Annotated in this window: 19 protein-coding genes and 1 pseudogene; 14 read left to right on the forward strand and 6 right to left on the reverse strand. The window is 61.0% G+C overall.

Annotated features, from left to right (window positions below; translation table 11 throughout):
- Both CMG77_RS15040 and CMG77_RS15045 read right to left on the reverse strand, forming a co-directional pair.
- Positions 1-1,161 (reverse strand): MFS transporter (locus CMG77_RS15040; protein ID WP_502691960.1); only part of this gene is annotated, 1,161 nt, incomplete at its 3' end.
- Positions 1,162-1,277: 116 nt separating this feature from the next.
- Complete coding sequence (locus tag CMG77_RS15045) at positions 1,278-2,159, reverse strand: M15 family metallopeptidase (RefSeq protein ID WP_123637987.1); 882 nt, start codon at positions 2,157-2,159, stop codon at positions 1,278-1,280.
- 50 nt (positions 2,160-2,209) lie between these two features.
- On the opposite strand from CMG77_RS15045, the gene CMG77_RS15050 reads away from it, so the two are divergent.
- The 4 genes and pseudogenes from CMG77_RS15050 (at position 2,210) to CMG77_RS15065 (ending at position 5,665) form a co-directional block, all read left to right on the forward strand.
- Positions 2,210-2,488, forward strand: a complete 279-nt coding sequence (locus CMG77_RS15050; RefSeq protein WP_024460906.1) for a TfoX/Sxy family protein — start codon at positions 2,210-2,212, stop codon at positions 2,486-2,488.
- 477 nt (positions 2,489-2,965) lie between these two features.
- Positions 2,966-3,304, forward strand: coding sequence for a cyclic nucleotide-binding domain-containing protein (locus tag CMG77_RS16255; RefSeq protein WP_502691961.1), 339 nt, complete (start codon positions 2,966-2,968; stop codon positions 3,302-3,304).
- Positions 3,305-3,706: 402 nt separating this feature from the next.
- Positions 3,707-4,597: pseudogene (htpX, locus tag CMG77_RS15060) on the forward strand (protease HtpX).
- A 174-nt stretch (positions 4,598-4,771) separates the two neighbouring features.
- Positions 4,772-5,665 carry a S1C family serine protease gene (locus CMG77_RS15065; RefSeq protein WP_502691962.1) on the forward strand — a complete coding sequence of 298 codons (894 nt, stop codon included), beginning with the start codon at positions 4,772-4,774 and terminating at the stop codon, positions 5,663-5,665.
- A gap of 13 nt (positions 5,666-5,678) precedes the next feature.
- Here the strand turns inward: CMG77_RS15065 and sfsA are convergent, their stop codons facing one another.
- Positions 5,679-6,413: a DNA/RNA nuclease SfsA gene (sfsA, locus tag CMG77_RS15070; protein ID WP_051174352.1), complete on the reverse strand. Its 735-nt coding sequence runs from the start codon at positions 6,411-6,413 to the stop codon at positions 5,679-5,681.
- Between the two features lie 252 nt (positions 6,414-6,665).
- Here sfsA and dksA point away from each other — a divergent pair, with 252 nt between their 5' ends.
- The 10 genes from dksA (at position 6,666) to pelA (ending at position 18,357) form a co-directional block, all read left to right on the forward strand.
- Entirely contained in the window at positions 6,666-7,109 is a 444-nt protein-coding gene (gene dksA, locus CMG77_RS15075) for an RNA polymerase-binding protein DksA (RefSeq protein WP_024460912.1), read from the forward strand.
- Positions 7,110-7,157: 48 nt separating this feature from the next.
- Positions 7,158-8,165, forward strand: a complete 1,008-nt coding sequence (gene gluQRS / locus CMG77_RS15080) for a tRNA glutamyl-Q(34) synthetase GluQRS (protein ID WP_286905045.1) — start codon at positions 7,158-7,160, stop codon at positions 8,163-8,165.
- Positions 8,158-8,337, forward strand: coding sequence for a hypothetical protein (locus CMG77_RS15085; RefSeq protein WP_024460914.1), 180 nt, complete (start codon positions 8,158-8,160; stop codon positions 8,335-8,337). Before gluQRS ends, CMG77_RS15085 begins: the two co-directional genes overlap by 8 nt.
- Entirely contained in the window at positions 8,327-11,293 is a 2,967-nt protein-coding gene (locus CMG77_RS15090) for an ATP-binding protein (RefSeq protein ID WP_286905048.1), read from the forward strand. Before CMG77_RS15085 ends, CMG77_RS15090 begins: the two co-directional genes overlap by 11 nt.
- 94 nt (positions 11,294-11,387) lie before the next feature.
- The gene (locus CMG77_RS15095) at positions 11,388-12,791 is read left to right on the forward strand and encodes a sigma-54-dependent transcriptional regulator (RefSeq protein WP_286905050.1); all 1,404 of its coding nucleotides are present in this window, start codon (positions 11,388-11,390) and stop codon (positions 12,789-12,791) included.
- 874 nt (positions 12,792-13,665) lie between these two features.
- Positions 13,666-15,009, forward strand: coding sequence for a polynucleotide adenylyltransferase PcnB (pcnB, locus tag CMG77_RS15100; protein ID WP_286905052.1), 1,344 nt, complete (start codon positions 13,666-13,668; stop codon positions 15,007-15,009).
- 2 nt (positions 15,010-15,011) lie between these two features.
- The gene (gene folK, locus CMG77_RS15105; RefSeq protein WP_286905054.1) at positions 15,012-15,512 is read left to right on the forward strand and encodes a 2-amino-4-hydroxy-6-hydroxymethyldihydropteridine diphosphokinase; all 501 of its coding nucleotides are present in this window, start codon (positions 15,012-15,014) and stop codon (positions 15,510-15,512) included.
- A gap of 12 nt (positions 15,513-15,524) precedes the next feature.
- Positions 15,525-16,199 carry a deoxynucleoside kinase gene (locus CMG77_RS15110; protein WP_286905059.1) on the forward strand — a complete coding sequence of 225 codons (675 nt, stop codon included), beginning with the start codon at positions 15,525-15,527 and terminating at the stop codon, positions 16,197-16,199.
- A 19-nt stretch (positions 16,200-16,218) separates the two neighbouring features.
- Complete coding sequence (panB, locus tag CMG77_RS15115) at positions 16,219-17,043, forward strand: 3-methyl-2-oxobutanoate hydroxymethyltransferase (RefSeq protein WP_286905056.1); 825 nt, start codon at positions 16,219-16,221, stop codon at positions 17,041-17,043.
- Positions 17,044-17,157: 114 nt separating this feature from the next.
- Positions 17,158-18,357, forward strand: a complete 1,200-nt coding sequence (gene pelA, locus CMG77_RS15120; protein WP_286876364.1) for a pectate lyase — start codon at positions 17,158-17,160, stop codon at positions 18,355-18,357.
- Here the strand turns inward: pelA and CMG77_RS15125 are convergent.
- From CMG77_RS15125 to CMG77_RS15135, 3 genes are all read right to left on the reverse strand, one after another.
- Positions 18,354-19,331: a Gfo/Idh/MocA family protein gene (locus tag CMG77_RS15125; RefSeq protein WP_286805468.1), complete on the reverse strand. Its 978-nt coding sequence runs from the start codon at positions 19,329-19,331 to the stop codon at positions 18,354-18,356. The two genes, pelA and CMG77_RS15125, sit on opposite strands and share 4 nt — an antisense overlap.
- Positions 19,331-19,795 carry a nuclear transport factor 2 family protein gene (locus CMG77_RS15130; protein WP_286805466.1) on the reverse strand — a complete coding sequence of 155 codons (465 nt, stop codon included), beginning with the start codon at positions 19,793-19,795 and terminating at the stop codon, positions 19,331-19,333. Before CMG77_RS15130 ends, CMG77_RS15125 begins: the two co-directional genes overlap by 1 nt.
- 135 nt (positions 19,796-19,930) lie before the next feature.
- Positions 19,931-20,272, reverse strand: coding sequence for an HVO_A0114 family putative DNA-binding protein (locus CMG77_RS15135; RefSeq protein ID WP_286805464.1), 342 nt, complete (start codon positions 20,270-20,272; stop codon positions 19,931-19,933).
- Positions 20,273-20,643 lie beyond the last annotated feature (371 nt).

Here is a 20,643-nt window from a genome sequence, read left to right on the forward strand (position 1 = left end):
AAGACACAGCAGGACATGCAGCCCCGCCACGGTGAGAAACAGCTCGGGGATGGAAAGCCCCAGGCCGCCCAGAGCGCCGAGTCCCACCAGCGCTGCCGCCACCATGAACAGGGCGTTGATCACATTACCGGCCGCAATCACCTGCGCCCGGTGCGTCGGACGGCTGCGCTCCTGGATCAAAGCAGTCAGCGGCACCACGTAAAGACCGCCGGCCACCCCCAGCATCAACACATCGGCGGCCACACGCCAGGCGCGGGGCCACTCGGCCATGGATGCCAAGGGGTGCAAGGCCCCCTCGACCGCCGGATGTGCCGCCGCGAACGACTGCCCGGCCAGGGCCAGATCCACCCCGAACACCAACACCAGAAGCGCCCCCAAGGGCACCAGTGCCGGTTCGATGTGCCCGCGGCTCAAGCGGGCACACAGCAGGGCCCCAATACAGATACCCACCAGAAACAGCACCAACAGNAGGCTGACCACCAGCGAGGCGCCAGAGAGCACACTGCNGGTAAAGTTGGGCAGTTGGGTCAGATACACCGAGCCCAGAAACCAGTACCAGGAATTGCCAATGATGCACCAGAACACCATCGGGTTCTCCCGCGCACAGGCCAGCGTTCGCAGCGTCTGCTTGTAAGGGTTGGCCTCCAGGCGTAACTCCGGGTCCGCCGAGGGCGCCGGCGGAATCCGCAGACTGGCACGCCAGCCCAACCAGGCAACCAACAGTGCGCCCGCCGCCACCCACCAGTAGCCCCCGGCCACACTCAGGGCCAGGGTGCCAGCAATCATGCCCAGAAAAATCGCNAGGGACGTGCCGGTATGCATCAGGCCGTTACCTCCGGTCAGCGCCTCCGCCGACAGGTGCTGAGGCAGGATCGCGTATTTGAGCGGGCTGAAGCAAGCCGATTGGGTCCCGGTCAGAAAGAGGACCAGCAATAACAGCGCGGCACTGTTCAGCCAGAGCGCGACCGCCCCCAGCGACATAATCGCGATTTCGGCGACTTTGATTCCGCGAATAAAACGGGACTTTTCGAATTTGTCGGCGTACTGGCNGGCAATGGGGGCGAACAAAAGGAAAGGTATGATCAGGGTCGCCGCCACCAGATTATTGATGACGTCGATACTCAGCCCCCAGCGCTCAATGCCGCCGTAAGTAAACAGCATCAGCAGCGCGCTTTTGTAAAAGTTATCGTTGAAGGCTCCGCCAAGCTGGGTCAGAAACAGCGGCAGGAAACGCCGTTGCGAGAGCAACGAAAACTGGGGGGACGCTTCNGGCGAGCTCACAGGGAGGGCTCCGGCCCCGGGGGCACGGTCACGTAACGCTGGAACAGTTCGGGCAGGTGCGCCATCACGGTCTCCTTTAACGCAAACGATTCGGTCTGCAAGTAATTCGCCAACACCTCGGGCGTCATCGCCCTGGCGTAACGGTTCGCCAAGGGCGCATAACTCAGGTGCCAGGGCTCCGGCGACACGCCACCGCGGTCCCGATCGTAGGGCCGGTAAAAACCGGGGTTATCCGGGCCCGTCAGGTACCCATCCAGCCAGTCGTGAAAGGCCTCGAATGGCCCTCCGGGTTCGCTTTCCCGNCGGGTCAGTTGCACGGTTTCACCCTCCGCCAGGCCACCGGCATCATACACATCAATATCGGTTCCCCAGTGATGGCGCGAACTCCCCGGCAAGGCCGACCAGCGCAATATCGCATGGACCAGTGCCAACTCATCCAGCGCAGCGGTGTCGAGCGGCGCTCCCTGCTCATCCAGCACCGGTCGTGCGCCCCCGGCCTTGGCATTCCAGATGGCACACTGGCGATCAAAGCCACGATAGCCGCTGGCCAACTTCAGCGTGAACCCGGCTCCCTCGGCCGCCTCGGCCAACCTCATGAGAGGGTGGTAGAGGTCCCGATGAATCAAACCGCTTCCCCAAGGGCAGCTTACCAGCGCTGATTCATCGCGCCCACAGAGCTGCTCTGGCGTCAGAGTTTCCAAGGCAGGCGAGTCGTCTGCCGGGCGTTTTCCGGGGATATTATCCGCCGATTGTGTCAATGTTTGGCCCCCACGACTGTAAAATGCGCCAATGCGCGGAAATGTTTTGCGCTCGCGGTTTAAACCGGTACTATTGGACTCATGCAGTGGCTTTTGTGTACCGGATGGCACGCACTGCATTGGGACAATATCACAACCATAATCATAATGAAGAATGGAGCGTAACCCGTATGACCGCCAGTCATAGTGAATTACTCCAGCTCAAAAACCTGGGGATGGCGACGGTAAACATTCTGCACGCCATTGGCATCAACAGCTATGCCGAGCTACGCGAAATCGGCGCCGTTGAAGCCTATCGTCGTATCAAAGCCCGCGACATCAATGTTTCCAAAGTGATGCTCTATGCGCTTCAGGGTGCACTGATGGATGTTCACTGGAACGACCTGTCGCCGGACCTGAAACAACAGTTGGTGATCGAGGCCGAACAGGATACGCTAAGCGAAGCCTGAGTTCCGGCATTGCCGGCGAGGCGCGCAGTCAATTCTGGAGGTTCTATGTATTTGCCCCATAAGCAGTCGGATACCATCACTGACTGCGCCGCCCAGCTCGATGAAGCCGGCGCGGAACTGATGGCCTCGCTGAGCCCGTGCGGTGCTCCGGTCAACCACAACACCAACCATGACCTGTTGGCCGAGAGCGACAATCAGACCGTGTGGCTGATCACTGACGGCGAGGCCTATTACCGGGTTGGTGGCAAACAGGTAGTGCGCTTGAGCGCCGGTGATCTCATCGGTCTGCCGACGCTGGATTGCGAACAGGGCGTCTACGGGACCACGGGCCCNCTGACCATGGAGCCCTACCGCCTCGNGGATATCACTGGACGCCACCCCACCCGCTTTATCCGCTACCTGATCTGTGCCAACGCCTTTCACCGGGCNGCCCTGGCCCAGGAAATCCGGGCGGAATTCCAGCCCTCGGCCGGCTTTATGCACTTCCAGGCCGGAGAGACCATCATTCAGCAGGGNGCGGAGGCCGACCGGGTCTATACCCTGCTCGAAGGGGAAGCCCACGCGTTGCGCGATGGNGTGAAGGTCGGAGAGATTCAGGCGGACGAGATTTTCGGTGCGCTGGCGGTGTTCACCCGTCAGAAGCGCATGGCGTCTGTGGTGGCCGTGAGTGACTGCACGGTACTGGCCGTGCGCAAGGAGGAGTTCGCCGACCTGGTTGAGCTGCAACCCCAGATCTGCCTGGGCCTGGTGGAAGAGCTGGCGGCCAAGATCAATCAGCTCAACGGTCAACTGCTGGCCTCGCAAGCGAAAGGCTGATCGGGCAACCATCANAAAGCCGAGACAACGCTTGACAACGATAATGGTAATAATTATCATTTGAATTGTTGAGTGATTGCATCTCCCCACTCAACGAGGTGAAGGCGGTACGAGACGCTGCCCAGCGTAGCCTCTGTCGCGCACGCCGGATCTTCTCCTTTGAGGTCAGGCAAGTCCCTCTCCGGGCTTGAAGACCTTTGGCTAATCACGGTTGCTTGGGCCACCCTCTGGGTGGCCATTTTCTTCCGCCCTNCCCNTNTTCTCACNCATCGCATCTTTAACACATCCGCGATATTGAATTTCTTGCGCCGGCACCTATATAACCGGGAGAATAGCGGAGCACNGCCGGACGGGCCGGCNGNNCNCCGNACTNTGTGCGACNGACTGTAGGAGATCACCGCNTTGATGCGCATTGGCTTGTTTNTNTTAACCAACCTGGCCGTNCTGATGGTGGCCAGCGTCACCCTGTCTCTTTTGGGCGTGGACCACTACCTNCAACAAAACGGCAACCTCGATCTGCAGAGCCTNTTGATTTTTTGNGCNATTTTCGGNTTTGCCGGCTCGTTCATTTCCCTGTTTCTGTCCAAGTTTATTGCCAANAAAACCACCGGCACCCAGATCATTGAAACGCCGCGCACNGCCGATGAACAGTGGCTGGTCAGTACCGTGCAACANCTGGCGCGGGAAGCGGGNATCAAGACGCCGGAAATCGGTATNTTCCCCGCGCCCCAGGCCAANGCGTTCGCNACCGGCTGGAANCGCAACGCNTCGCTGGTNGCNGTCAGTCAGGGCCTGNTGCAGCGNTTTGATCGNGACGAGGTGCGCGCCGTGCTGGCCCACGAAATCGGTCACGTCGCCAANGGCGACATGATCACNNTGNCCCTGATNCAGGGCGTGGTGAACACCTTTGTGATGTTCTTCGCCCGGATTATTGGCCACACTGTCGACCGGGTGATTTTCAAGAACGAGCGCGGCCACGGNATCGGCTTNTATNTNNNNACNTTNATNNCCGANATNATTCTNGNNNTNCTCGCCTCGATGATCGTGATGGCCTTCTCCCGCTACCGGGAGTACCGGGCNGATGCCGCCGGCGCCAAGCTGGCCGGCCGCGGCGCCATGATCCGGGCGCTCCAGCGGCTGCAGGCCGAAGTGCAGGCCGGTGTGGAGAACCCCATGCCCGACAGTATGAAAGCCTTTGGCATCAGCGGTGGCTTCAAACAGAATCTGGGTAAACTGTTNGCCAGCCACCCGCCACTGGAAGAACGCATNGCGGCNCTGCAGAACGCCCGCTAATTAGAGAAAGGAGTTTCACCATGGGAACTCGGACCCTGCTCGTCGTCGCCCTGTTGTTGCTGCCCTGGANCNCACTNCAGGCCCAGGAGTTTCGCNACCGACGACGAGCGCAACACAATCGAAGTGTTCGAGTACGCCAGCCCCAGTGTCGTTTATGTGACCAACCAGCAGGTCGTGCGGGACCCGCGCTCCTTCGACCTGCTGACCGTACCCCGTGGCGCCGGCACCGGCTTTGTCTGGGATGAACGCGGCTATATCGTGACCAACTTCCACGTCATCGAGAACGCCCGCAAAGTTGTCATTACCCTGCAGGACCAGAGCATCTGGCCCGCCGAGGTCGTGGGCCTGGCNCCCGAAAAAGACCTNGCCGTCCTGAAAATCAANGCCCCGGACAAAAAGCTCCAGCCCCTGCGTCGGGGCGACTCCAGCGAGCTCATGGTGGGGCGCAAGGTGCTCGCCATCGGCAACCCTTTTGGCCTGGACGCCACACTGACCACCGGCGTGGTCAGCGCTCTGGGGCGGGAAATCGAAGCCCCCAACCAGCGCAAAATCCGCAACGTGATCCAGACCGATGCCGCCATCAACCCCGGCAACTCCGGCGGCCCGCTGCTGAACTCTNAGGCCGAACTGATCGGCGTCAACACCATGATTTACAGCCCGAGCGGCGCCAGCGCCGGCATCGGGTTCGCCATCCCGGTGAACACCCTGAAAGACATAGTGCCGCAACTGATTGAACACGGGCGGATTGTGCGACCGGTGATTGGCATCGATATCGCGCCCGACCAGTGGGCTCGGCAATCNGGCGTCAAAGGGGTGGCGGTGCTGCGGGTCGCACCGGGCTCTCCGGCCGACCGGGCGGGCTTGCGCGGAGCACAGCGCAGCCGCTGGGGCACCATTATCCTGGGCGACATAATCACCGCCATTGACCAACACCCCACCCGCAACTACGACGAGCTGATGACCGCACTGGAAAAATACGCGCCTGGCGACCGGGTGGAGTTGGTGTTTGCGCGCGACGGGAAAACCGAACGGCGCTCACTGACCCTCGCCGCTCCGGACGGGCTCTAATGTATTCCCACCACTAATAGCGAACCGGCACCGGGTGGACCAGCTCAATGTGGGCGTCATCCGGTCGGATGTCCGCCCGGTAGGCCAGCATCTCGACCCCAGCGGCGGCCGCCTCCCGCAGCGCCTTACCGTACGCCGGATCGATGGCATCCGCCGGCTCCACCCACTCCACGCCCGTGTGCTGGACGCAGAACAGCAGCACCGCCCGGTCGCCCTGCTGGGCAATGCTTGCCAGCTCCCGCAGGTGCTTGCGCCCGCGCTCGCTGACCGCGTCGGGAAACAGCCCCTGCCCCGGCTGCTCCATCAGCGTCACACTTTTGACCTCCACATAGCACGGAGCCCTGCCATCCTCCGTGAGCAGAAAGTCGATGCGCGAGCGCTCCTGTCCGTAGGGCACCTCGCGGCGGACCGTCGAGTAGCCGGCAAGCGCCTTAATCCGACCCGCCGTCAGCGCGGCCTCCACCAGGTGATTGGCCCGACCGGTATTGACCCCGGCCAGGTGCCCACCAGGCACCGTGGCCACTTCCCAGGTATGGCGATATTTGCGCTTGGGGTTGCCGGAATCCGAAAACCAGCAGGGTGAGTCCGGCACCACACAGTGGCGCATGGAACCGGTATTGGGGCAATGAATGGTCATTTCCGTGCCATCGGCGAGACGAACATCAGCCATAAAGCGCTTGTAGCGCCGCAACAGCGTCCCGGATTGCCAAAGCTGACTCAATTTCACCTCCTGATAGCACGCATTCATCGAAAAGTCCGCTATTGTTACAGTTAGGGTCCACGGGCTCAAACCAGGCTGTCATTAAGCGCCGAAACAGGCAAAAAAATACTGGCGGAGCCCCGGGATATCTGGTAGCTTGCCAACCCTTCAAATTTCACGGCCCTAAAGCCGGTGAACAGGAGCAGAATGACGGTCAGGGCCAAGGCGCCCAAAGGGTGAAACCCCGGCCAGTCATGACTGTCGGCCAGTTAAATGGGAAGTCATACGAGGCGCGCAACCATGCCGAAAAGTTCATCTACCGCGGAAAACTATTCAATGAGTAACTTCACCCCTTACAAGGAGAAGAAGGGCGAGGAGTACATGAACGAAAATCAGCAAGAACATTTTCGTCAGTTGCTGCTGGCCTGGCGGCGCGAGTTGATGGAAGAAGTCGACCGCACCATGAGCCACCTGAAAGACGAAGCGGCCAACTTCCCGGACCCGGCCGATCGCGCCAGCCAAGAAGAAGAGTTCAGCCTGGAGCTGCGCACCCGGGACCGCGAGCGCAAGCTGATCAAAAAGATCGACAGCACCCTTGAGCTGATCGAGAACGACGATTACGGTTTCTGCCACGCCTGTGGTGTGGAAATCGGTATCCGTCGCTTGGAAGCCCGTCCGACCGCCACCCTGTGTGTCGACTGCAAAACCCTTGATGAAATCAAGGAAAAGCAAGTCGGAGGTTAATCGCCGGTCGGGGCTCGCGCCCGCGTGAGCCCGGCGGCAAACCGCCGTATGCCGTACCCAACCTCTGCCAATGCTTCAACGCCCCAGGGCGCTGCCGAACCCTATGTGGGCCGGTTCGCGCCCTCCCCAACCGGCCCTTTGCACTTCGGCTCTCTCGTCAGCGCACTGGCGAGCTATGCTCACGCCCGGAAAGCCGGCGGCCGTTGGCGGGTGCGGATGGAAAATCTGGACCCACCCCGAGAGGAACCCGGCGCCGACGACGAGATTCTGCGTTCACTCGAAGCCCACGGACTGCACTGGGACGGCGAGGTGCTCCACCAGAGCGACCGACTCGACGCCTACGCCCAAACGCTGGATGAGTTGCAGAGGCAGGGCCTAGCCTACCGCTGCCAATGCACCCGCAAGGATATTCATGCGCTGGGCGGTGTCTATGATGGCCGCTGCCGGAACCGGGTTATCGAGCCGACCGAGCCCCACGCCTGGCGGCTGAAACTGTACGACGTACCCGAGGGNTGCCCTGAACCCGCCGANCCCTACACCTGGCACGATCTGTTTCAGGGGCCTCAGACGTTGAGCCTGCGCCGCGATGTGGGCGATCCGATCATCAAGCGCAAGGANGGACTGTTCGCCTATCAGTTGGCAGTGGTGGTGGATGATATTCACCAGGGCATCACCCACATTATTCGCGGCGCCGATCTGCTACCGGTCAGCGCCGGTCAGGTGGCCAGCTTCGCCCTGCTGGGCGGACAGACGCCGGCGTTCGGGCACGTGCCGGTCGCCCTGAATGAACGGGATCAGAAACTGAGCAAGCAGCACCACGCACCGGCGCTCGACCCCGACCGGGCCGGTGCGAACCTGTGGCACGCACTGCACTTTTTAAGGCAGAATCCACCCAGGGAGTTGTTNGCTGCCACCCCCGAAGCCCTGCTCGACTGGACCCGCGAACACTGGCGCAACGATCTCGTCCGGGGCATGCAGGCCCGGGCTCCGGAGGCTATTTTGAACCCCGACGACGCACGCAGCTCCGATACCGCTCAGAGGATGCCCCATGAATAATCAGCGCCTGGTGATCCTGCTGCTGCTGATCGCCTACATCTTTTCGCCCACCCTGTTCACCTGGATCATCAATCCCGAGGGTGCCTGGTTCCGTCCTTACATCATCTGGGCGCTGGTCATTGTCATTGCCTACGCCGTTCAAAACCGCAAGAAGAGGCCCCATGATCTTTGAGTTAAGCCATGTGGCGCTGATCGGCGTCAGCTACTTGCTGGTTTTGTTCGGTATCGCCTGGATCACTGAAAAGGGCTGGATTCCCGACGCGGTCACCCAGCACCCTCTGACCTACATTCTGTCCCTGGGCATCTTTGCCAGTGCCTGGGCGTTTTACGGGGTCATCGATCTGGCCTTCCAGTTTGGCTACGGCGCCCTGGCCTATTACNTGGGCACCGGCGCNCTGTTTCTGTTCGCCCCGGTCGCCCTGGCACCGCTGGCGGAGCTGGCCCGGCGCCATCAGGTGCACTCCCTCGCCGACCTGCTGGTATTCCGCTATCACAGCCACGGTGTCGGCGCCCTGACCACCCTGTGCATGCTGCTGGGCATTCTGCCGCTGATGGCGCTGAACATTCAGGCCATTGCCGACACCATGTACATTCTGACGGTGAGCAGTAATCCCAGCCTGCCGGCCATGGGCACCGGCTTTACCTTCAAGGACCTGATGGCCATGGCGTACTGCGCCCTGCTCGCGGTGTTCACCATCCTGTTCGGCTCCAGCCGCGACCAGCACCGCGGCCTGTTCACCGCCATGGCGTTCGAGTCCCTGATCAAGGTCTTCGCCCTGTGTGCCATCGGCCTGCTCGCGGTGTACGGCGTGTTCGACGGCTTCAGTGGCCTGGACCAGTGGCTCTCCCAGAACCCGGAAAACCTCGCCCTGCTCCACGCCCCCATTCAGGACGGCGCCGCCCACACTCTGCTNCTGGTGTTTGTGGCCACCGCCATCACCATGCCGCACATCTTTCATATGGGNGTGACCGANAACCTGCTCACCCGCAACGTGCACACCATTACCTGGGCGTTCCCNCTGTTCCTGCTGCTGATGGCGCTGCCGATCTTCCCGATTNTGTGGGCGGGCTTCGAGCTGTCNGTTCCGCTACCCGCCCAGTATTTCACCCTNGGGGTACCGATTCTCGCGGAGTCCACGGGNCTGACCGTGCTCGCCTTTATCGGTGGNCTGTCCGCCGCCACCGGGGCCATGGTGGTGATGATGCTCGCCCTGGCCACCATGGTGATGAACCACTGGATNCTGCCGGCGCTGAGTCTGCGCAACCGGGATGACCTCTACCGGCAGNTGCTGTGGTTGCGCCGNGTGCTGATCGCCACCCTGTTTTTCGGGGGCTATTTCTTTTACTGGNTGCTGGACAACCGCCACAGCCTGACCAACCTGGCNCTGCTCACCTTTATTGAAACCCTGCAGTTNCTGCCCGGCATGTTTGCCATNGTGTTCTGGCCNCAGGGGAACCGGCGCGGCCTGCTGAGCGGTTTGACGGTGGGCACNCTGATCTGGGCGGTAGGCCTGCTGTTGCCGGTACTGACCGGNCTGACCTCNCTNCCCCTGCCGGGAACCGACCTGGTTCTGCCCCTCGGNATGGANCAGTGGAGNGCCATTGCCCTGNTGTCGGTCGGCGCCAACACCGCCATATTCGTCGGGCTGTCNCTCATCACCNGGCAAACCGAAGAAGAGCAGTACAGTGCCGAGCTGTGCGCCGCCGACGAACTCAGCCAGCCGGTGCGGCAGGCNCTGGATGTGCACAGCGCNGCGGAGTTCAAAACCCGNCTGGCCAAATCCNTGGGCAAGGTCACCGCCAGCCGNGAGGTGGATGTCGCCCTNAGCGAGCTGGGGCTGCGCATCACCGAGCGGCGCCCCTACGCCCTGCGCCGGCTGCGGGACCAGATTGAAGCCAACCTCTCCGGCCTGATGGGCATTCATGTCGCCGGCGAAATCATGGACCGCCACCTGCCCTACACCCTGGCGGAGCGGCGCGACACGTTGGACATCAACCTGATTGAAAACCGCCTGGCCCAGTACCGGGACCACCTGACGGGCATGGCGGCCGAGCTTAACAACCTGCGGCTCTACCACCGGAAAACCCTGGAAGAGCTGCCCATGGCCGTGTGCTCCCTGGGCCGCGACGGTGAAATCCTGATGTGGAACCGGGCCATGGAGCTGCTGACCCAGACCCCGAGCGATGATGTCACCGGCTCGCGCCTGGACGACCTGTCCGAGCCCTGGCGGGCCCTGTTGATCGATTTCAGCGAAAGCACCGAGCCCCACTACTACCGCCAGGAGATCGATCTGAACGGGCGTCCGCACTGGATCAGCCTGCACAAAGCCAATATTGAGGGTAGCATCCACAGCGGCGAGTACGACCAGGTAATCCTGCTCGAAGACGTGACCGAGACCCAATTGCTGGAGCAGGAGCTGATTCACAGTGAGCGTCTGGCCTCGGTGGGCCGACTGGCCGCCGGCGTGGCCCACGAGATCGGTAACCCCATTACCGGCATTTCCAGCCTGGCCCAGAACCTGCGTTACGAGTCCGACGCCCCGGAAGTGTTGGAAACCGCCGAGCACATCCTGAGCCAGACCGACCGGGTGACCCGCATCGTCCAGTCCCTGGTGAGCTTCTCGCACAGCGGGCAGAACAAGAAGAGCGAGTTCGAGGCGGTGGACCTGCGCGCCTGCGCCAACGAGGCCATTCAGCTGCTGTCGCTGCAGAAAGACAAAAATCAGGTGGAGTACGTCAACAATATCGCCAAAAACGCCATTATTGCGGGCGACAGCCAGCACCTGATCCAGGTTTTCATCAACCTGCTCTCCAATGCCCGGGATGCCAGCCCAGCCGGCAGCCGTGTTATGCTGGACAGCAGCGAAGATGAATACAGCATCATTTTCTCCGTGACCGACCAGGGCAGCGGCATCCCGGCGGACAAGATGGACCAGATTCTCGAACCCTTCTTTACCACCAAGGACCCGGGGGATGGCACGGGGCTCGGGTTGGCCATGGTGTACAGTATTGTGGAGGATCACGGCGGCAAGCTCGACATCAAGAGCCCGGTGGATACCGTGCACCAACGTGGCGCACAATTCACCATCAAATTACCGCGCCATATTGATTCCATGCGGCCGGAGTGATATTTTCCGGCATCAAACAGGCCTGCAGGGGCCCGGCGAACGGCAGCGCCCGGCCCCTTTCGCAACCTGCCAGACCATAGGCGATGTGAGCACTATGAGCAAAATCCTGATCGTTGAAGACGAACCCATCATCCGCACCGCGTTGCGCCGCCTGCTGGAGCGCAACAAGTACGAGGTGAGCGAAGCGCCCTCGGTCAAAGAGGCCACCGGCAAGTTCACCCTCGCGGATTTTGACCTGATCATCAGCGACCTCAGACTGCCCGGCGCGCCCGGGACCGACCTGATCAAGCTCGCCGACAGCGTGCCCGTGCTGATCATGACCAGCTATGCCAGCCTGCGCTCGGCCGTCGACTCCATGCGCATGGGCGCGGTGGACTACATCGCCAAGCCGTTCGACCACGAAGAGATGGTCACCGCCGTCAAGCGGGTCATTGGCAAGGCCAACGCTGCCAACCTGCAAAAACACAGCTCCACCACCGCCAGCCATGCCATAGCCGGCATGATCGGCGCCAGTGACGTGATGCACGACCTGTACAACCGGATTCACAAGGTGGCCCCCACCAAGGCCACCGTGCTGGTGCGCGGCGAAACCGGTACCGGCAAGGAGCTGGTGGCCCGGGCCCTCCATGAAGAGAGCCCCCGGCGGGAAAAGACCATGATTTCCGTCAACTGCGCGGCCATCCCGGAAACCCTGATTGAATCCGAGCTGTTCGGCCANGAAAAAGGCGCTTTCACCGGTGCCGCCAGCACNCGNGAGGGCCTGGTNGCGGCGGCNGACGGCAGCACNNTGTTCCTCGATGAGATTGGCGANCTGCCCCTGGAGGCCCAGGCGCGCCTGCTGCGGGTCCTGCAGGAGGGCGAGGTACGCCCGATCGGCTCGGTGGAGTCCCACNAGGTGGATGTCCGCCTGGTGGCCGCCACCCACCGGGACCTGCGCAAACTGGCTCAGGAGGGCAAGTTCCGGGANGACCTGTACTTCCGCATCAACGTNGTGCAGCTGGAGCTGCCCCCGCTNCGCGACCGNGGNAAAGACATCATCACCCTGGCCGAGGCNCTGCTGGCCCGCTATTGCCAGGAAATGGAAAANCCCAACCTGAAGCTGTCCCCNGANGCGGTGCAGGCCATTACCACCTACACCTGGCCGGGGAANGTGCGTGAGNTGGAAAACGCCATGCAGCGNGCNGTCATCCTGTGCGAAGACACCCAGGAAATCAGCCACGAGCTGTTGGATATTGATCTGGATCTGGTGCGTTTTGAAGANGATGACGAGGACGATACCCGNTCCTCNCCCGAGCGCATCCAACCGCGCGGCAAAGCGCCCCAGGACCCGAACGAAGANCTCTCTCTGGAAGACTACTTCCAGCGCTTCGTGCTCGAGCANCANGACACCATGAGCGAAACCGAGCTGGCCCGCAAANTGGGNGTCAGCCGCAAGTGTCTCTGGGAGCGTCGGCAGCGCTTCGGCATTCCCCGCAACAAGGCCGCNGGCGCCAAGTAANCCCCTTCTCCNCTCCTTTTCTCGATCCTTCGGCGCNCANCCTCAGCGCCGGAGGGCTCTGCCTGTCTAACNGCCGTAACACCNNNAAAGACCTNTAATGNGCCACAAAAACGATTTNGGCGCCATAAGCGTTACGCAGGGTTACCCCCGGCNAAGGCTGTTACCTGCACCAGAGTTGTTACCCCCCACAANCGACGTAACAGTCTGGCTCAGGAACTGTAACCGTTCGAAATGGATCAGGATGACGAGAGATCATACAAATAAACTAACTTATTGATTTTATTGAACTTTACATTTCTGGCACGGGACGTGCTCTATATCCGGGCACATAACAACAACAAACAATAAAAAGCACGCCAACAATAACAACAACAAACAATAAGAAATGAAACGAACATAATTACAACAATAGACAATAAGAAAAGAAGAAGTTCAAAAATAACAACAACAAACAATAAAAAACGAAAGCANCATAATAACGACAAGAAACAATAAAAATAGAAACGTAAATAATAATAACGAAACAACAATAAAAAGAAGCGAAAGCCTTGTGCTTTACGCCCATAAAAAAATGATAATGATAACTACACAAGAAAAGCGGAAAGACTGACTAGACACTGGAGCGGGATTGCAAGCACGCACACTTGATACGAGGGCACGGACGCGCCGATTTGCAGGCCAAGGGAACCTTGGCGAATCGATCCCACGGGAAAGCTTCGGCTTTCCCGTTTTGCTTTCTGGCCCCCGTNAACACGGGCCCCTCCCGGCTCCCAACGTTTCCACCATCCCCCGCCCGTGCTAAACTGCCCGGCTTTCAGACTCGAGTCCGGCACGGCTGCCGGCGAAAGCACTCACTGACAGTAACCCAATGCCCATGCTTAGACGGCTTATCNACAAACTGCGCCCCCGTTCACGCCCCACCCCCCAACTCCGGGTTATCCCCCGCGACCANCACAAGGTCTCCCGCCGGGACATCAGTCAGGCGGCCCTGCGTATCATGAAACGCCTGGACGAAGCGGGTTATCAGGCNTTCCTGGTCGGCGGNGGCGTGCGGGANCTGCTCCTGGGCGGTCACCCCAAGGACTTNGATGTGGCCACTGACGCCACNCCNGAGCAGATCAAGCGGCTGTTCCGCGGAGCGCGCATCATTGGCCGGCGCTTTCAGATTGTNCANGTGCGCATGGGACGGGAGATCATTGAGGTCACCACCTTCCGGGGCCACCACGAGCAGTCCCGCAGTGAAGACGGCATGCTCCTGCGGGACAACGTCTACGGCTCCCTGGAAACCGACGCCGTGCGGCGGGATTTCACCGTCAACGCGCTCTACTACACCCTCAATGACTTCGCCATNCACGACTATACCGGTGGCCTGAAGGACCTGGAGAAGCGCACCCTGCGCATTATCGGCGACCCGGAAACCCGCTATAAGGAAGATCCGGTGCGCATGCTGCGCGCGGTGCGCTTTGCCGCCAAACTGGGCTTCAAGATAGAGCCCGGCACCGCCGATCCGATTCTGGAGCTGGGCGAGTTGCTGCGCAACATCCCCCCGGCGCGCCTGTTTGAAGAAGTGNTGAAGCTGTTTATGGCCGGCTCGGCGACCGCCACCTTTACACTGATGCGCGATTACCACCTGCTCGAGCACCTGTTCCCGGGCACCGAGGNAGCGCTGCAGGCCGGCGACGAGCAAGGCCTGGCCCTGATCGAAGAGACCATGGCCAACACCGACAAGCGGGTGCGGGCCGACAAACCGGTGACGCCGGCCTTCATTTACGCCGCCCTGCTCTGGCCGCCAATGCGCGCCCGGGCCGACGAGCTGGTCAAGAACATGCCACCGCAAGCGGCCTATCAGCAGGCCGCCACCGAGGTCATCGGCCAACAACTGGGACACACCGCCCTGCCCAAGCGCTTCCTGATTCCCATGCGGGAAATGTGGGACATGCAGCACCGCCTGGTACAGCGCCGCCACCCCCAGAAGCTGCTGGAGCAGTCCCGGTTCCGCGCCGCTTACGANTTCCTGATTCTGCGCGAAGCCTCCGGCGAGCGCCTGGNTGGCGCGGGCAGNTGGTGGACCCGNTTCCAGGAAGTGGATGAACCNGAGCAGCAGAAAATGATTGCNGAGGCCCGCCGTCAGGGNCCGGGNGGCAAGAGCGGTCGGCGNCGCAACCGGAAACGGCGNGCGCCCCGCCAGGAAAGTCCGACTCCCAGTTCCCAGGACTGAGCGTGACCCCCTGCTATATCGGCCTCGGCAGCAACCTGGACGATCCGTTCGGGCAACTGAGCCGCGCCTTCGAGGCGTTGGCCGGGCTGCCGGAGAGCACCCTGGTGGCGCGCTCGCCACTGTATTCCAGCAAACCGGTGGGCCCGCCCCAACCGGATTACCTCAACGCCGTCGCCCGCCTCGATACCCGCCTGGAACCACTGGCACTGCTGGATGCCCTACAGGGCATCGAACAGGCCCACCAGCGGGTGCGCAGCCAACACTGGGGGCCGAGAACCCTGGATCTGGACCTGTTGCTCTACGGCGACGAGACNCTGAGCACACCGCGCCTGACCGTTCCCCACCCGGAAATGACCCGGCGCGCCTTTGTTCTCTACCCTNTNGCGGATATCGCCCCGCACCTGACCCTTCCCACAGGCACCTCACTTGCGTCATTATTGAAGGCCTGCCCTTACGAGGGGCTGGAGCGGTTCAACCCTGACAGTCAACACCGGGAGTCGTAACGCGTGGCAGCGATGTTTGACGATCAACAACTGGATTTTTCCCAGGCCGACCTTCCCCGCTACATTGCCGTGGAAGGGCCNATTGGTGTCGGGAAAACCACCCTGGCCAAAAACCTGGCCCAACTGTTCAATTACGACGTGTTGCTCGAGCAGCCGGAAGAGAACCCGTTCCTGGAGCGNTTNTACCGCTCCCCGAANACCGCCGCCCTNCAGACTCAACTGTTCTTTCTNTTNCAGCGNGCCAACCANCTNGANCANCTGCGCCAGAACGACATGTTCGAGCCGGTNCGGGTCGCCGATTTTCTGATCGAGAAAGATCAGTTGTTCGCNCAGGTNACCCTGGACGATGACGAACTGGCCATTTANCANCAGGTGTACGANCGGCTCACNCTGGATGCCCCCCGNCCCGANCTGGTGATTTANCTTCAGGCCCCNTCGCGCGTNCTGAACGAGCGCATCCGCGAGCGCGGNATNGCCAGCGANCAGCNCATNAGCCCGGAGTACATNGAGGCCCTGAACGAGGCCTACACCCAGTTTTTTCACTATTACGACAGCTCACCCCTGCTGATCGTCAACGCCCAGGACCTGGATCTCGCCCGAAACCGGGAACACTTCCAGCAACTGATCGAAACCCTGTTAACCATCAAGAGCGGGCGCCACTACTACAACCCGACGCCCGCCCTCTAAGCCCGTTACGGAGAACCCTATGCCTTACGGAGCCAACGCCGATACCGCCCTGAACAAGNCGGTGACCGTCAAAACCCTGCAGAAGCTCAAGGGCTCNGATGAGAAGTTCGTGGTGGTGGCCCTGTACGATGCCCCCATGGCCGCCATGGCCCAGAAATGCGGGGTNGAAGCCGTGCTGGTGGGGGACTCCCTGGGCATGACNGTNCTCGGCTACCAGAGCACCATTCCGGTCACCATGGAGCAGATGATCTACCACGTGGAGGCGGTGGCGCGCGGCAACCAGAAATCCCTGATCATNGCCGACCTGCCGTTCATGACCTACGCCACCCTGGACGATGCCCTGAAAAACGCCACCCGCCTGATGCAGGCCGGNGCCCAGATGATCAANATCGAGGGTGGCCGCTGGCTGACNGAGACCGTGCGCCGNCTGTCCGAGTGCGGNATTCCGGTATGCGCCCACCTGGGCCTNACGCCGCAATCGGTCAACAAGTTCGGCGGTTTTCGGGTGCAGGGGCGGGATGCCGCCCAGGCNGATGAAATCGCCGAAGATGCCGCNCTNNTGGCCGANGCNGGCGCCGANNTNGTGGTGCTGGAATGCGTGCCCTCGGCACTGGCCGCGCGCATCACTAAAAACACCCCAATACCGACCATCGGCATTGGCGCGGGCCGGGACACCGACGCACAAGTGCTGGTGATCAATGACATTCTGGGCCTGACCGAGCAGCCACCGAAGTTTTCCAAAAACTTCCTGACCGAAGCCGGCGACATTCCCGGNGCCATGAAAAAGTACGTGGCCGACGTCAAGTCCGGNGTNTTCCCTGGCGACGACCATATATTTCTGTAAACTGTAATCGCGANACCGAAAACACCGGCACCCACCCCAAANCACAACATCAACCCGGGTGCCGGGGCTCCCCGGAGCCACCCATAAAAATAGACCGTGAGAGTGAGAGATACTATGAACATACGCATCCCCGCCTGGTGGGCGGTACTGGGCTGCGCCAGCCTTTTGTTGGCTTGCCAGAATCAACCGGCCGAGCCGGAAGCTGCCGACACCATCGCCACCTCCGACGCCGCCTGGGAGGATTACCGGGCCCGCTCCGACCATTGGCGCTCAGTCGATCGGGACTTCATTCGCGGGGAAGTGGCCGCCGAAGGCCTCGACAATCCCAAGCGACCCGCCCGTACCCACCGCTTCGGGTTCGACCCCAATCAACCCACCGAGTGGTACAGCACCGACGAAGGCCGCCGAATCGCCGACATCGTGGTGTCTTTTCAGACGCCCTCCGGCGGCTGGTCCAAACGCACCGACATGAGCAAGCGCCCACGCCAGCCCGGCGAGCACTTCGGGTATGAATCCAGCTACATTCCCACCTTCGACAACAGTGCCACCACAACCCAGATCGAGCTGCTGGCCAAAGCACACACCGCCACCGGTGATACGCGCTACCTGGAAGCCTACGTGCGTGGCGTCGAGCTGATTCTGGAAGCCCAGTACCCCAACGGCGGCTGGCCCCAGAACTTCCCCCTGCGCGGCGGATACCATGACTACATCACCTACAACGACCAGGTGATGGAAAACAATATGACCGTGTTGCACCGGGTCAGCCTGGGCAAAGCGCCGTTCGCGCAGGCCCCGAACGACCTGCGGGCCGAATCCGCCGCCGCCCTCGACCGGGCCCTGGACGCCGCACTGGCCACGCAGGTGGTGGTGAACGGCAAGCCCACCCTCTGGGGTGGCCAGCATGACCCCAGGACCCTGGAGCCCATGAAAGCCCGTGCCTATGAGATGGTCGCCTTGGCCACCGCCGAAAGCGTCTCATTGCTGGATTTCATGATGGATCTGAACGATCCCTCCGCCGAGATACAACACGCCATTCACTCCGCCATGGCGTGGTATGAAAACAACGTAATCACCGGCTACCGATGGGACAGTGACACCCGGGAAATCGTCCCCGACGCGGACGCGCCACCCATCTGGTCCCGCTTTGCCGAAATCGGCACCAACCGCCCCCTGTTTGGCGACCGGGACCACTCGGTGCATTACGACATCAAAGACATTTCCATGGAGCGCCGCGAAGGCTACGGCTGGTACACCACCGAACCGAGCGAGGTCCTGGAAAAATACGAAGACTGGAAGCGTCGCTTTCCGCGTTAAACCGCGTTCTGATAGATCGACAGAATCAGCTCAGTGGTCAGTCGGGCCGAGGTCGGTCCGGCCAGAGGTTCACGGCCATCACGAACGGCCGCTTCAAAATCCTCGATGATTGCCTGATGCGCGGTGGTGTCCGTCACCGCCGCGCTGGTGGCGCCGTCGTGCTGATAGTGGTCCCCAGGCGCGCTCGGGTTATCCACCCCATCCACCGCCCACTGGGTTACCACATCGTCGGTCAGGGTAAAACTGCCGCGCTCGGCATGCACTTCCATCCGCGCCGCAAAACCCGGCCGGGCCGCAGTTGAAGCCACCACCGTACCGATCATCCCATCCTCATGACGCATCAGCGCCGCACCGTGATCCTCCGCCTCGATATAGTGGGCAAAGGTCCCCAACATACTCTCCACCTGCCCGGGTAAACCGAACAGCCAGGTATAAATATCCAGGTTATGACAGGCCTGCTGCATAAAGGGACCGCCGCCATCCAGTGCCAGGCCACCGCGATAATCGCCGCTGTCATAGTAGGCCTGATCCCGATAAAACTTGGCTGCCAGATCCACCGCGTAAATCCGTCCGAAGGCGCCCTGATTCATCAACGCCTTGATCGCCTGATTGTCCGGCCGAGTGCGCCGCTGATAACAGACCGCCAGCATCACGCCCGCTTTATCACAGGCGTCGGTCATCCGGTCCATCGCCTCAATACTGATATCCAGCGGCTTCTCGGTCAGCACATGCTTGCCCCGCGCTGCTGCGTCGATCGCCCCCTGGTGATGCAACCCGTTGGGCGTGGCCAAAATCACCGCATCGAAATCGGCATCCACCGCGTCAATCGAAGGCCAGACCGGCAGCGCCGGCGCCGCCGACAGCGGCCGCCCGGAACGGGACACCGCCCCCACCAGCTCACTGCCCGACCGCTCGGCCAGCGCATTGACATAGGTATTACTGATATTCCCGGTACCCACGACCACATAGCGCATCAGTTCACCTCCTCTTCCGAACTCCAGACCTTCATGGTCTGATTGGAGAGCAGGTGACATTCGCCCTCCACCGCAACGTAGGTGCGCATAAAGTGATACTTGTTACCCCGCACCTCACCGCCCTCTTCACGAGGCGACTTCTCCACCGTGGTAAAGCCAGTGAGCACTGCCGTGTTATCCAGGCGCCGATACTCCAACTGCTCCGAACGTCGGGCCAGCGGCACCTCATGTCCCTCCCCCAGGCGTCCGACCAGGGTCGCCTTGTCTTCCGCCGCCACGGCATGGTTGTGCACCCAGACAAAGTCATCGGCCAGAAGAGCGCGCATAAACTCAGGATTGCCCACCCGCAGCGCGTCTTCATACTGACCATCCAGCCGCTTGAGGGCGTCGGCTTCAAGGCAATCAGCGGCAAACGCCGTGGTGGAACACAGAACAAGCGCCGCAGCGCCAAGGCAGGTTTTCATAGGGGTAACTCCGGTGGTTGATTTGTTATGATGCCACCGAGTTTAGCAAACTTCCGCCCTCTCGCCGTCTTGAGCCAGGAACGGATACTCAGGTATTAAACGAGGCGAGCGATACTTTACTGACCGTCAAAAGCGTTACGCGGCTTTGACGACAAAATCCACGTGAACGGCGTCGTAGGGGAAATAGACCTTGCCGCTATCATCCTTATCCAACACACCACAGCCAAGCAGGGCCTGAACATCGGTGTGAACGGCCTTGACGTCACGCTCCAGCTTGCGAGCCAACTCCCGAATACCAAGAGGCCCGGCACCGGTCATGGCTTTTATTAACAGCCAGCGCTTGGGTGTCAGTGTGCGCCACAATGTCTCTTCGTCGGGAAAACTGATGAAGTCACCTTGTGACTTGCCCTTAAGCGCCGCCTTCATGCGTCGCTCCACGGTCTCGCGCGTAGCCACTTCAACTGTCACGGTGCTCATGCTCGGCCTCCCAAATCACGACATCCATGAACCGGTCTACCCCAAGGGGAGCTCGGGTTTTCAATAGCTGCTTTGCCCTCATGTTGTCAATCGTACCAACACCTAGCCGGCTCTTCAATACCGCTGACAACTCCGGCAGAAAATCCGGCCTCTTCGCTTACTCGGTCAACAAACCTGCAATGAAAAGGTCCGCGCTGCGCGGCTTCAGCACTCTGCGGCACAATTACGACATTTAGAGAGGGAGGGAAGGACGAAAAAGCCCCTGAAATTCAGGGTATACGGATTTAATGGTTGATGGGGCACCTTCACCCCATCAATCTGATACCACCCTCAGATGGTTGATAGATCGACTCCGTAGTTGAGTTCCTCTG

It is taken from the genome of Marinimicrobium sp. (assembly GCF_002695945.1).
GTDB classification, from domain to species: domain Bacteria; phylum Pseudomonadota; class Gammaproteobacteria; order Pseudomonadales; family Cellvibrionaceae; genus Marinimicrobium; species Marinimicrobium koreense.